This is a genomic window from Bradyrhizobium sp. SZCCHNR3119, assembly GCF_032487775.1.
Classification (GTDB): Bacteria; Pseudomonadota; Alphaproteobacteria; order Rhizobiales; family Xanthobacteraceae; genus Bradyrhizobium.
Map to the genome: position 1 here is coordinate 1007015 of NZ_JAUEUV010000002.1, position 12543 is coordinate 1019557.

11 protein-coding genes are annotated in these 12543 nt (G+C 64.2%); 2 read left to right on the forward strand and 9 right to left on the reverse strand.

Annotation, left to right across the window (positions count from 1 at the left end; genetic code table 11):
- The first annotated feature begins 83 nt into the window (after positions 1 to 83).
- Positions 84 to 1508, forward strand: a complete 1425-nt coding sequence (gene gltX / locus QX034_RS32000; protein ID WP_315729057.1) for a glutamate--tRNA ligase — start codon at positions 84 to 86, stop codon at positions 1506 to 1508.
- 132 nt (positions 1509 to 1640) lie between these two features.
- On the forward strand, positions 1641 to 2945 hold the full coding sequence (gltA, locus tag QX034_RS32005; RefSeq protein ID WP_315703511.1) for a citrate synthase: 1305 nt from the start codon (positions 1641 to 1643) through the stop codon (positions 2943 to 2945).
- Between the two features lie 33 nt (positions 2946 to 2978).
- Here the strand turns inward: gltA and QX034_RS32010 are convergent, their stop codons facing one another.
- The 9 genes from QX034_RS32010 to QX034_RS32050 all read right to left on the reverse strand — a co-directional run bounded on the left by QX034_RS32010 (position 2979) and on the right by QX034_RS32050 (position 12509).
- On the reverse strand, positions 2979 to 3314 hold the full coding sequence (locus tag QX034_RS32010) for a metalloregulator ArsR/SmtB family transcription factor (protein ID WP_315703510.1): 336 nt from the start codon (positions 3312 to 3314) through the stop codon (positions 2979 to 2981).
- A gap of 4 nt (positions 3315 to 3318) precedes the next feature.
- Positions 3319 to 3969: an SRPBCC family protein gene (locus QX034_RS32015; protein ID WP_315703509.1), complete on the reverse strand. Its 651-nt coding sequence runs from the start codon at positions 3967 to 3969 to the stop codon at positions 3319 to 3321.
- Between the two features lie 105 nt (positions 3970 to 4074).
- On the reverse strand, positions 4075 to 5268 hold the full coding sequence (gene lpxB, locus QX034_RS32020; RefSeq protein ID WP_315703508.1) for a lipid-A-disaccharide synthase: 1194 nt from the start codon (positions 5266 to 5268) through the stop codon (positions 4075 to 4077).
- A complete protein-coding gene (locus tag QX034_RS32025) occupies positions 5265 to 6122 on the reverse strand; it encodes an LpxI family protein (protein ID WP_315703507.1) in 858 nt (285 codons plus the stop codon). Before QX034_RS32025 ends, lpxB begins: the two co-directional genes overlap by 4 nt.
- Positions 6123 to 6130: 8 nt before the next feature.
- Positions 6131 to 6940 (reverse strand): acyl-ACP--UDP-N-acetylglucosamine O-acyltransferase, encoded by an 810-nt coding sequence (gene lpxA / locus QX034_RS32030; protein WP_316196256.1) that lies wholly within the window; start codon positions 6938 to 6940, stop codon positions 6131 to 6133.
- Positions 6941 to 6968: 28 nt separating this feature from the next.
- On the reverse strand, positions 6969 to 7427 hold the full coding sequence (gene fabZ / locus QX034_RS32035; RefSeq protein ID WP_315703505.1) for a 3-hydroxyacyl-ACP dehydratase FabZ: 459 nt from the start codon (positions 7425 to 7427) through the stop codon (positions 6969 to 6971).
- Entirely contained in the window at positions 7427 to 8497 is a 1071-nt protein-coding gene (gene lpxD / locus QX034_RS32040; RefSeq protein ID WP_315703504.1) for a UDP-3-O-(3-hydroxymyristoyl)glucosamine N-acyltransferase, read from the reverse strand. Before lpxD ends, fabZ begins: the two co-directional genes overlap by 1 nt.
- 128 nt (positions 8498 to 8625) lie before the next feature.
- On the reverse strand, positions 8626 to 11178 hold the full coding sequence (gene bamA / locus QX034_RS32045) for an outer membrane protein assembly factor BamA (RefSeq protein WP_315703503.1): 2553 nt from the start codon (positions 11176 to 11178) through the stop codon (positions 8626 to 8628).
- Positions 11179 to 11357: 179 nt separating this feature from the next.
- A complete protein-coding gene (locus QX034_RS32050) occupies positions 11358 to 12509 on the reverse strand; it encodes an RIP metalloprotease (RefSeq protein ID WP_315703502.1) in 1152 nt (383 codons plus the stop codon).
- Positions 12510 to 12543 lie beyond the last annotated feature (34 nt).

Genomic DNA, 12543 nt, shown 5'->3' on the forward strand with positions numbered 1-12543 from the left:
AGGAAGGCTTTAGTTATGCGCGGGTCCTGCTATACACCCCCCGCCTCTACGCCACCGCCCGGAAACTGCTGTCGCTGCCGCCCATGACCCAACCCATCGTCACGCGCTTTGCCCCCTCCCCGACCGGTTTTCTCCACATCGGAGGCGCCCGGACGGCCCTGTTCAACTGGCTGTATGCGCGCGGTCGCGGCGGCAAGATGCTGCTTCGAATCGAGGACACCGACCGCGAGCGTTCGACCAAGGAGGCGATCGACGCCATCCTGGACGGGTTAACCTGGCTCGGGCTCGATTGGGACGGCGAGGTCATCTACCAATATAGTCGCGCCGCGCGGCATCGCGAGGTCGCCGAGCAGCTGCTCGCCAGCGGCATGGCTTACCGCTGCTATGCCACCCCCGAGGAGCTCGCCGCCATGCGCGAGAAGGCCCGCGCGGAAGGCCGCACGCGCCTCTATGACGGCATGTGGCGCGATCGTGATCCGAAGGATGCGCCGGCAGGCCTCAAGCCGACGATCCGGCTGCGCGCGCCCCTGACCGGCGAGACCGTGATCGAAGACCAGGTACAGGGCCGCGTGGTCTGGCAGAACGAGAATCTCGACGATCTCGTGCTGCTCCGGGGCGACGGCAATCCGACCTATATGCTGGCGGTTGTCGTCGACGACCATGACATGGGCGTCACCCACATCATCCGTGGGGACGATCATCTGATCAATGCTGCGCGCCAGAAGCAGATCTACGATGCGCTGGGATGGGACGTGCCGTCGATGTCGCACATCCCGCTGATCCACGGGCCGGATGGCTCAAAGCTCTCCAAGCGCCACGGCGCACTCGGCGTGGACGCCTACCGCGCCATGGGATATCTGCCGGCAGCGCTGCGCAATTACCTGGTGCGGCTCGGCTGGAGCCATGGCGACCAGGAGATCTTCTCCACCGAGGAGATGATCAAGGCATTCGACCTGCCCGCGATCGGCCGCTCCGCCGCGCGCTTCGATTTTGCCAAGCTCGAAAACCTCAATGGGCATTACATTCGCCACACCGACGATCGGGCGTTGGTGGGCATGTTCGAAGACGTCCTGAACTATGCGCCGCAGGGCGCGGCGCTGAAGCCCAAGCTCAACGACACGACACGCGCCCAGCTCATGGCGGCCATGCCGAGCCTGAAGGAGCGCGCCAAAACGCTTTTGGAGCTCATCGACGCCGCGGCCTTTATCTTCGCGGAACGGCCGCTCCCGGTCGATGCCAAGGCTGCGGCACTGTTAACACCTGATAACCGGGCCCTGATCGGACGGCTCTGCCAGGCGCTTTCCGCCGTCGAGCCCTGGAGCGGCCCGGCCACGGAAGCCGCATTGCGCCAGTTCGCCGAGGCCAACGATCTCAAGCTGGGCGCAGTCGCGCAGCCACTGCGCGCCGCGTTGACCGGACGGACCACCTCGCCCGGCATTTTCGAGGTGCTGGCGGTGCTCGGACGTGATGAATCCTTAGGCCGACTTAAGGACCAGGTTACCTCATAAGGTCGCATTTACCCCCATCTTGCAGCGCACAGGGCAATACGATACGCATTTGCGCGGCATGCACTAGAAAAGCTCACTCGCCCTGCCATCTAGATGAAAAGGGCGCTCAACGATCTCATCGGGGACAACACGATGGACGCAAAATCCAGCACGAAAACCGCCACGCTCACCGTCGGCAACAAGACCTATGATCTTCCGATCCTGAGCGGCAGCGTGGGCCCCGATGTCGTCGATATCGGCAAGCTCTATGCCCAGACCGGCATGTTCACCTACGATCCGGGCTTCACCTCGACGGCGAGCTGCCAGTCCAAGATCACCTATATCGATGGCGACGCCGGCGTGCTGCAATATCGCGGCTACCCGATCGAGCAGCTGGCCGAGAAGGGCGATTTCCTCGAGACCTGCTACCTGCTGCTGTACGGTGAGCTGCCGACCAAGGCGCAGAAGCAGGATTTCGACCACCGCGTCACGCACCACACCATGGTGCACGAACAGATGGCCCGCTTCTTCCAGGGCTTCCGCCGCGACGCCCATCCGATGGCGGTGATGGTGGCTTCCGTCGGCGCGCTGGCTGCGTTCTATCACGACTCCACCGACATCAACGATCCGCAGCAGCGCATGATCGCCTCGATGCGGATGATCGCGAAGATCCCGACGCTGGCGGCGATGGCCTACAAATACACGATCGGCCAGCCCTTCATGTATCCGAAGAACTCGCTCTCCTTTGCCGAGAACTTCCTCTACATGTGCTTCGGCGTTCCTTGCGAGGAGTACAAGCCGAACCCGGTGCTCGCCGACGCGCTGGACAAGATCTTCATCCTGCACGCCGACCACGAGCAGAACGCATCGACCTCCACGGTGCGCATCGCCGGTTCCTCGGGCGCCAACCCGTTTGCCTGCATCGCGGCCGGCATCGCCTGCCTGTGGGGCCCGGCGCATGGCGGCGCCAACGAGGCCGCGCTGAACATGCTGGCCCAGATCGGCACCGTCGATAAGATTCCGGACTTCATCGCCAAGGTGAAGGACAAGAACAGCGACGTGCGCCTGATGGGCTTCGGCCACCGCGTCTACAAGAACTACGATCCGCGCGCCAAGATCATGCAGAAGATGTGTCACGCGGTGCTGAAGGAGACCGGCCACGCCGACGATCAGATGCTGAAGGTCGCGATCGAGCTGGAAAAGATCGCGCTGAGCGACCCCTACTTCATCGAGCGCAAGCTTTACCCGAACGTCGACTTCTATTCGGGCATCACGCTGAAGGCGATGGGCTTCCCGGTGTCAATGTTCACGGTGCTGTTCGCGGTCGCCCGCACCGTGGGCTGGATCAGCCAGTGGAGCGAGATGATCGAGGATCCGCAGCAGAAGATCGGCCGTCCGCGTCAGCTCTTCACCGGCGTCACCACCCGCGATTACGTCGAGATCGAGAAGCGCAAGTAAGCCTCCCGCAAGACTCCATTCGCAACGGCGCCGTCAGTCCTGACGGCGCCGTTTTCGTTTGCCCCGCGCGACCTCGGTCGCGAGCGCATCGAGCTTGGGCAACCAGAACGTCCGGAAACGGTCGAGCCATTCGTCGACCTCCTTGAGCCGGCCGGGCTCGACGGTGTAGATGCGCCGCGCCCCCTCGGCGCGCACCGAGGCAAAACCGGCATCCCGCAGCACCCGGAGTTGCTGCGACACCGCCGACTGGGTGATGCCGAATTCGCGCTCGATCACCCTGACGATATCGCCCGAACTGTGCTCGCCGCTCGCGAGCAGCTCGAGGATGCGGCGCCGGACCGGATCGCCCAGAATATCGAATGCGTGCATTGCTTTACGGACCTGATGGCTCCGGCTCGCCGCAATAGAAGGCGCTTGTCCGCGCTGCAGCCGCCTTTGCGGCATCCGCATGCGTACCGGCTCTGATCGATGCCTCCCCCCACGCTTCGCTGCTCGCTCGCATGTAGGCCTTGCCCTCGTCCGAGGTGGACCAGGTCATCGCCTCGGCGCGATCGAAAGCTGCGCCGGCCGCGAGGTACAACGCCAATCCCAGCAAACCAAGATCCCATCCCACGCCGACCGCACCGGGGCCGAAGCGATCCCACATGGCCTGGTCAAGCGGAGAAATATGCTCAAGCTTGAGCCTGGTGCCGGCAACGCCATCGTCCGACAAGGCCACAGTGAGCCAGCTCGTGCCACCGCCATATTCCCAGGTCACCGATAAGAGCCGCGGCGGCTCGCAGCGCGTGATCTCACCGCCGGCATTGCCCTCGAACTGATAGCGGCCACCGAGACGCAAATCGCCGGAAACCGGTAAGAACCAGCGCGGAATGCGTTCCGCGTTGGTCAGGGCGTCCCACAAGTCCTCGATCGTGGTGTCGTAGTTCCGCGTCGCGACCACGACGCGAGCCGGCCGGCCCTGGTGCTCGCGGCTTGAGACCTCGCGCACCACGGCTCCGACGTAGGCGACAGGATCGATCTTCATGACAACCTCCCGGGAGATATTAGACATGAGTCATATTAGGCCAATCTAATATGTTTTGCCAGCAGAGTCGTCTCCGGTCCGATGCCGCTGCCCTCCAAGAAAGACCTAAGTGACCCGCCGGCCCTGGTGCATCACCTGCAGCACGATGTCGGCGGCGCGCACGCTCGGTGATGCCGCACCCGTGGCCATGATCTGATCGAGCCGGGCGAACGCTTCGGTCTGGCGCATGCGCGCCGGACCATCTGCCAGCACCTCCGCCAGCGCCGGCGCGAGATTGTCGGCCGTGCAGGCCTCCTGCAGATATTCCGGGATCACGTTGTCGCCGATTACGAGATTGGCGAGGATGACGGACCGGACTCGGATCACGCGGCGCAGGATGAAGGCCTCGACCTCGCCGACGCGATAGGCGGTCACCATCGGCACGCCCGCGACCGCGAGCTCCAAGGTCACGGTGCCGGATTTCGCAAGCGCCGCGCGCGCGCTTCTGAAGGCGGCGCGCTTCTCGGCCTCGCCGGTGACGATCTGCGGCGCGACCGGCCAGTCCGCCAGCCCCGCCCGCACCGTGGCTTCGAGATGCGGCGTGGTCGGCAACAGCGCCTCGAAGGCCACGCCGCGCGCGCGCAGCGCTTCGAGCGTCCGGCCGAACACGGGGAGATGGCGTGCCACCTCGCTGCGGCGGCTGCCCGGCAGCACCAACAGCACCGGCGGCTGCGCTGCGCGTCGTGCCTGCTCGTCCGCATTCGGCCGCAGCACCGCAAGCTGCTCGATCAGGGGATGGCCGACATAGCTGCACGGCGGACCATTGAGCGTCCGATAGGCGTCCGGCTCGAACGGCAACAACGCCAGCACGTGATCGACATAGCCGCGCATTGCGCGCGCCCGGCCGGGCCGCCACGCCCACACGGTCGGCGAGACATAATCGACGATCGGGATCGCAGGATTGCGGGTGCGGACGCGCCGCGCCACGCGATGGGTGAAATCGGGGCTGTCGACGATGACGAGGACGTCAGGCGATGCCGCGAGGACCGCATCGACCGTCCGATCGATCAGCCGCAGGATCTTCGGCAACTGTTTCAGAACCCCCGAGAAGCCGACGATCGACAGCTCCTCGATCGCAAACCACGACGCCAATCCTTCCCGCGCCATGCCATGGCCGCCGACGCCGGAGAATTCGACGGCATCGCCAAGACGCTGACGCAGCACCTTCATCAGGCTGGCGCCGAGCCGGTCGCCGGATTCTTCCGTTGCGATCAGGCAGATCTTACGCAAGGCCGGCCCCGCGGATGCCCGCGTCATCATGCCACCACACCGGTCACGAACAGCCCGGCGCGATCGGCGGCTGCAAGCATCTGCTCAGGCTCGGCAAGCAGCGTGTTTTTCGCGGCGACCGCTATGCCGGCAAGCCCCGCGGCTGCGGCACCTTCCACCGTTGCGGGGCCGATGGTCGGCAGGTCGAAGCGCAGATCCTGGCCGCTCTTCGGCGCCTTCACCAGCACACCGCGCTTGAGCCCGGCACGAATGCGTCCCTGCGCGCGCAGCCGCGCCACCCGCGCCAACAGCCCATCGGTGCCCTCGATATCCTCGACCGCCACGACATGGCGATCGATCACGACCACAGCTTGCCCGATATCGAAGGCGCCGAGTGCCTGCAGGACGGCGCGGCCCCGGGCGATATCGGCCGCAGCGGCCTGGTCAGGCGCAGCGCGCGTCAGGCAGCCCTCCGGAACGAGCAGCTCGGGCGCGACATCCTTGATGCCGAGCATGCGAAGGCCGTGGCGCTCGAAGATGCGGCCGATGCCCGACAGCAGATGATCGTCGCCGCCACGAAACGAGCCCAGGATACGCGGCAGCTCGCGCAGGGTGCCGAGGTCGATCCGGATTTCGGAGAGCGAGGGACGGACCAGGCTGCCGATGAACAAGAGGTCGCGGCAGCCTTCCGCGTGGAGCAGCTTCACCACGCGGCCGATCTGGCCGAGCGCGATCCAGTGATGGCGGAAGCGCGACAGCGGCGCCGGATCGCACACCCCTTTCAACGCGAACAGGACGGGCGTCAATCCGCGCGCGACCATCGCATCGGCGACCGCGAACGGCATGACGCCGCCTGCGGCAATCAAACCGACCGGCGAGGCAATCTGCACGGTCCCGTCGGTCATCAGCCGCCTTAAGCCTCAGCTGGGGATGCACCGACTTCGGGAAGGCAGAGCGGACGGTGCTTGCCGCCGTCGATGAAGGCGAGGATCTCCGCAATGGCCGGATCTTCGCCGGCCAGCGGGCGCACGCTCGCGAGGCGTTCGGCGAACACGCCCGGACCGTGGAAGAGCTTCTGATAGAAGGCGCGGACCATGGCCAGCCGCTCGCGGGTGAACTTGCGGCGCCTCATGCCGATGATGTTCAGCCCTTCCAGCGCGGCATATTGGCCGTTGACGAGGCCGTACGGAATGACGTCGCCGCGCACGCCGCAGACGCCGCCGACCATGACGCCGTGGCCGATCCGGGTGAACTGGTGCACCGCCGACAGGCCGCCGATATAGACGGCGTCGCCGACTTCGACGTGGCCGCCGAGCGTCGCCGAGGTCGCGAAGATCGCATCGTTGCCGACCATGCAGTCGTGGGCGACATGGGCGTTGTTCATGAAGAAGCCGCGGTCGCCGATCTTCGTCAATCCACCGCCCTTGGTGGTGCCGATGTTCATCGTCACGCCTTCGCGGATGGTGCAGCCGGAGCCGATCACGAGCCGGTGCGGCTCGCCGCGATAGCTCAGATCCTGCGGCGCGCCGCCGAGCACGGCGAAAGGCGAGATCACGTTGGCATCGCCAAGTGTCGTATGGCCCATGATCTGGACATGGGAGATCAGCTTGCAGTTGGCGCCGATCACGACGTTCGGCCCGATCACGCAATAGGGCCCGATCACCGTGCCGTCGCCGATGATGGCGCCGTCTTCGACGCGCGCGGTGGGATCGATCTTGCTCATGGGAACTCAACCAAGCCTTGTCGGACCATCAGTCGGTCAGCATCGCGCCGACGTCGGCTTCCGCCACCGTGACGCCGTCGACCTTCGCGTCGCCGTGGAACCACCACATGGTCTTCCGGCGGCCGATTGAACGCATGTGATATTCGATGGTCTGGCCCGGCAGCACCGGTTTGCGGAACTTGCACTTGTCGATGGTGAGGAAGTAGACCGCACGCGGCTTCTCGGTGCCCTCGACGGACTTGATGCCGATCACACCTGCGGTCTGCGCCATGCCCTCGATCATCAACACACCCGGATAGACCGGCCGCTCGGGAAAATGGCCCTGGAAACAGGGCTCGCCGATCGAGACGTTCTTGACGCCGATGCCGCTATAATCGGCGCGGATGTTCTTCACGCCGTCGATCAGGAGAAACGGATAGCGGTGCGGAAGCGTCTTGAGGATCTCATTGATGTCCACTTCCGCAAACCTGATGGGTGACTCCTCCATCACTCCTGTCCTTCGTCCTTCGGATTCGTCGCAGTCATATCCCGCACCAGCCGTTCCACCGCAACGATCTCGCGGAACCATTGCTTGGTCGGCTTGGCGAAATGGCCACCCCAGCGCCCGTTCGGCGGGATATCGTCCTTGACCGCGCTCATCGCGGTCACCTGGGCTCCATCGCCGATCTTGAGGTGATTGTTGATTCCGACCTTGGCCCCAAGCGCAACGTTGTCTCCGATCGTGAGGCTTCCCGCCAGCCCGATCTGGGCGGCCAGCAGGCAATGCCGGCCGATCGTCACATTGTGGCCGATCTGGACCTGGTTGTCGATTTTGGTGCCCTCGCCGATCACCGTGTCGCGCAGGCTGCCGCGGTCGATAGTCGTGCCCGCGCCGATCTCGACATTGTTCTGGATCAGCACCCGCCCGGTCTGCGGCACCTTGAGATGGCCGTCCGGGCCGAAGAAGAGAAAGCCATAGCCGTCCTGTCCGATGCTGCAGGCGGGATGGATCAGCACGTCGTTGCCGATCAGCGCGCATTGGATGGCTGTCCGCGCCCCGACATTGCAGTCGCGCCCGATCTTCACGTGCGGCCCGATCACGGCGCCAGCCCCGACAATGGTGCCCGCCCCAATCTCGGCATGAGCCCCGATCACCGCCAGCGGCTCGACGACGACGCCGTCTTCCAGCCGTGCGGTCGGATCGATGATGGCGGACGGCGCGATCCCGTCGTAGCCGAACCAGTTTTGCGGCCGCAGCGCATCCTGATGCAGCTGCCGGGCGAGCTGCACGAACGCCCGGAACGGCTGGGCGATCCGCAGCACCGCGACATGCGCGGGCACGCTCGCCTCGAAACGCGGGCTGACCAGGCAGGCTCCAGCCTTGGTTGCCGTCAGCTGATCGACGTATTTGAGATTGTCGAAGAAGGCCAGGTGCATGGGACCGGCCTCGTCGAGCGAGGCAAGGCCGCTGACGACCTGCTCCCCTCGCGACGAATCGACGAGCGTGGCCTTGGTCGCGGCCGCAATCGCGGCCAGCGTCATCGGCGGTGGTTTTTGAAAGAAGCTCGGCTGGGCCATTCCATCCGTCACGGTACGATAACAGCCAAAAAAGATCAGAGCTCGGCCCCGGTGTCCCGAAGCCGAGCTCAATCTACACCATCGGCGCGTTATTCACGCGAAAGCGTATCGGGTCAACCCACCCGGGGTCAGAAGGTGGTACCGCCGCCGAACCGGAATTCCTGCACGCGGTCAAACTTGCCCTTGGTGAGCGGGACGGCGTAGTCGAAGCGCAGCGGACCGAACGGCGACTGCCACACCAGACCGACACCGACCGAGCTTCTGACCGTGTTCTGGTCGTCATACACGAGGCCAAGGCAGGTTCCCGGATTGGCTGGGACCGTCCCGGTCGCCGGCGTCGGCCGAATACAGCCGGACACGTTGACTTCGCCGGTCTGCGCCCAGGAGGTCGGTCCCTGATAGCCCCACAGACCGCCGGCGTCAGCATAGACCGCGCCCTTCAGGCCCACTTCCTTGGGAAGGAACCAGAATGGCATCTGCAATTCGAGCGAAGCGCCCCAGTACTTGGTGCCGCCGATCGCATCCTGGGTTCCGAAGGGGTTGATGTCACGCGGGCCGATGCCGTTCGGGGCGAAGCCGCGGACCAGGTTCGGGCCCATCTGGAAGTGATCGAGCATGCGAAGCTCGGTGTTGCCGATCTTGTTCAGAATACCGCCCTGGAGATGGACGATACCGACAATGTCGGACACCAGCGGCGTGAAGTACTTCGCATCAAGCGCGGTCTTCAAATAGGAGACGTCGCCGCCGACGCCCGCGAAGTCCTGCTTGAAGTCGACCAGCAGGCCGTCGGTCGGGTTCTTGTTGTTGTCGAGGGTGTTGTAGGAGAGCGTGTAGCCCAGCGCCGAGGTCAGCGTGCGGCCGTTCGCCAGCTCCTTACGCACCGGCAGCGAAGCTTCGCCGTCCAGGAAGCAGCCCAGACCATTGCTTCCGGCCAAGCTGATTCCGTTGAGGTTGGCGAAGGCCGGGGTCGGGTTGAAGGGAATCTGGCCGTTGCCACCGTTGATGTCGCTTCTGTTGTTACAGTTCGCGAGCGTCGTCGGCAGTGTGATCTCCTGCTGGTAGATCGAGTAACGTACCTGCAGCGAGAGATCTTCGCGGAGCTGGAACCCGAGCCGCGGACTGAAGCCCAGCGTCTTGGTGCCGTAAGAGATGAAGTTGTTGGCGAGCTGCTGGCGCTGATAGAAGTCGAGGCCGAGCGCCACTCGATAATCGAGCAGATAGGGCTCGACGAACGACAGCGAATAGCCGCGGGCGAACTGACCATAGGTCACGGCCGCCTTGGCGAACAGGCCACGGCCGAGCAGGTTACGCTCGGAGATCGAGACCTCGGCAAGTGCGCCGTCGGTCGTCGAATAGCCGCCCGAGACCGAGAAGTCGCCGGTGGACTTCTCCTCGAGATCGACCACCAGGATCACGCGGTCGCTGGAGGAGCCGGGCTCGGTCGTGATCTTCACGCTCTTGAAGAAGTCGAGGTTCTTCAACCGCCGCTCGGCGCGATCGACCAGCGCACGGTTGTAGGCATCGCCCTCGGAGATGTCGAACTCGCGGCGGATCACGTAATCGCGGGTGCGGGTGTTACCGCGGATGTTGATCCGCTCGATATAGGTGCGCGGGCCCTCATCGATCGCGAACACCACCGACACCGTATGGGCCTCGAAATTGCGGTCGCCACGCGGACGCACGACGGCAAAGGCATACCCCCGCCGCGACGCCTCGATCTGCATCTCCTCGACCGACTTTTCGACGTTCTCGACGTTGTAGAGCGAACCGACATTGACGCGCGAAAACGAACGCAGCGAGTTGGGATCGAGCGTCGAGATGGACGACTGGAAGTCGACCGACGCAACCCGGTACTGCTGGCCTTCCTCGATCTTGAAGGTGACCAGGAAGCCCTTCTTCTCCGGATCATATTCGGTGAGCGCCGCGACGACCTGCACGTCGGCATAGCCGTGCTTCAGGTAGAAGCGGCGAATCAGGTCACGGTCGGCCTCGACGCGATCTGGATCGTAGACGTCGTTGCCGCCCAGGAAGCTCAGGATGTTGGTCTCATGCGTCTTGATCACGTCCTTGAGGCGATAGGACGAGAACGCGTTGTTGCCGACGAATTCGACCGCCTTGACCCCGGTCTTCGGGCCTTCCTCGATCGTGAAGATCAGGTCGACGCGGTTGTTCGGCTGCTCGATGATTTCGGGGGTGACGTGGACGTCATAGCGGCCCGAACGGCGATAAATCTCGGCGATTCGGGAAGCGTCCGACTGCACCATGGGGCGCGAAAAGGTGCCGCGCGGCTTCGACTGCACCTCGGCCGAGAGCTGCTCGTCCTTGATCTTCTTGTTGCCCTCGAAGGCAACGCGACCGATCACCGGGTTTTCCACCACGGTCACGACGATACGACCGCCCTGCCGGTTGATCTGCACGTCCTGGAACAGGCCGGTCTCGATCAAGGCCTTGAGGCCGTCATCGATTCGTCCCGCATCCAGCGTGCCGCCCGGTCCAGGCTTGAAATAAGAGCGAATGGTCTCGACCTCGACGCGGCGATTGCCGACGACTTCAATCGAATTCACCGTCTGTGCGGCTGCCGGCGACGATACGACCACGTTCGCCAGCGGAATAGCCACCGGCACGGCGAACATGATCAGAGCGGCCAGCATGCCCCCCCGCACTCGCAATCCAAACTTCATGCGCAACGCGCCCTTATCATTCCGTTGTCGGCCCCATACCCCTACAGAACCGACAGATTCCCATTTTTGGTCGTTTCGCTTGTAGCCAATTTCACCTAGGCGGCAAACGCTCCATGTCTCCGTATTTTCATTTTCGTTTCAAAACGTTGCTCATCCGCCACGTCATAAAAAAGCCGCGGTCAGGACCCCGCGAGGTGCAGGATGTCGTTATACGTTGCAAACACCATCAGCATCAGTACAAGGCCCAACCCGATTCGGAAGCCCATCTCCTGAGCCCGCTCCGAGAGCGGCCGGCCCCGGGCGGCCTCGACCGCATAGAACAGAAGGTGGCCGCCATCGAGCAGCGGAACCGGGAACAGGTTCAAGAGCCCGATCGAGACCGACAGCGTTGCACATAATTGCACAACAAATTGGAAACCGAGGCTCGCGGCCTGGCCGGAGAGCTGGGCGATCCGAATCGGGCCGCCGACGTCCCCCGCGCTCCCCGCCCCGGCGAACAGGGAAGCGACGAACTTGAAGGTGGTGGCGATGATGAACCAGACCTGCTCGAAGCCGATCTTCACCGCCTCGCCGAGGCCGACCGGGGTCGAGCGCGCTTCGTCCGGCCGCGCGTTGTACTGAATGCCGAGCACACCGATCCGGTGCGCATTGCCGAACAGGTCCTTGACCTCCTTCAGCGCCGGCGCCGCCTTCAGCGTGACCTCACTCCCGTCCCGCTTGAGGTGGAAGGTCAGCTCCGAGCCGGCATTGACCGACACGATTCGCTGCATATCGGCGAAGCTGTCGATCTCGTGACCGTCGATCGAGGTGACGATGTCGCCGACCTTGAAGCCGGCCGCCGCCGCCACGCTGTCGGCCTGCACCGCATCGACCCGCGGGGTCGAGCTCGGCTTGCCGAAATAAAGCGCCATGCCGGCGAAGATGACCACCGCCAAGATGAAGTTGGCGATCGGGCCGGCCGCAACGATCGCGGCACGCGGACCGACCTTCTTGTGGTGGAAGCTGCCGGCGCGCTCCTCAGGGGTCATTTTCGCCAGCGCCTCGGCCGAGGGCGTCGAGGCCTCGCTGTCGTCGCCGAAGAACTTGACGTAGCCGCCCAGCGGAATCGCGGAGATCTTCCAGCGGGTGTTGTGCCGATCGTTGAAACCGATCAACTCAGGGCCAAATCCGAGCGAAAACGTTAACACCTTCACGCCCGCCCAGCGGGCGACCAGGAAATGGCCGAGCTCGTGGAAAAAGACGACGATCGTCAGCACGAACAGGAAGGGGACGATATAGCCCAACAGGCCATGGCTTAACGTATTGAAGATATGTTGGAAAAATTCGGACATCCGTTTCCCTTCCGGTGGGCCGGCGCGCCCCGAA

Coding starts and splice junctions, on each gene's coding strand:
- lpxD (WP_315703504.1), bottom strand. CDS start 8,497: ATGGCCCAGCCGAGCTTCTTTCAAAAACCACCGCCGATGACGCTGGCC.
- QX034_RS32015 (WP_315703509.1), bottom strand. CDS start 3,969: ATGAAGATCGATCCTGTCGCCTACGTCGGAGCCGTGGTGCGCGAGGTC.
- bamA (WP_315703503.1), bottom strand. CDS start 11,178: ATGAAGTTTGGATTGCGAGTGCGGGGGGGCATGCTGGCCGCTCTGATC.
- lpxB (WP_315703508.1), bottom strand. CDS start 5,268: ATGATGACGCGGGCATCCGCGGGGCCGGCCTTGCGTAAGATCTGCCTG.
- gltA (WP_315703511.1), top strand. CDS start 1,641: ATGGACGCAAAATCCAGCACGAAAACCGCCACGCTCACCGTCGGCAAC.
- QX034_RS32010 (WP_315703510.1), bottom strand. CDS start 3,314: ATGCACGCATTCGATATTCTGGGCGATCCGGTCCGGCGCCGCATCCTC.
- fabZ (WP_315703505.1), bottom strand. CDS start 7,427: ATGGAGGAGTCACCCATCAGGTTTGCGGAAGTGGACATCAATGAGATC.
- lpxA (WP_316196256.1), bottom strand. CDS start 6,940: ATGAGCAAGATCGATCCCACCGCGCGCGTCGAAGACGGCGCCATCATC.
- gltX (WP_315729057.1), top strand. CDS start 84: ATGACCCAACCCATCGTCACGCGCTTTGCCCCCTCCCCGACCGGTTTT.
- QX034_RS32050 (WP_315703502.1), bottom strand. CDS start 12,509: ATGTCCGAATTTTTCCAACATATCTTCAATACGTTAAGCCATGGCCTG.
- QX034_RS32025 (WP_315703507.1), bottom strand. CDS start 6,122: ATGACCGACGGGACCGTGCAGATTGCCTCGCCGGTCGGTTTGATTGCC.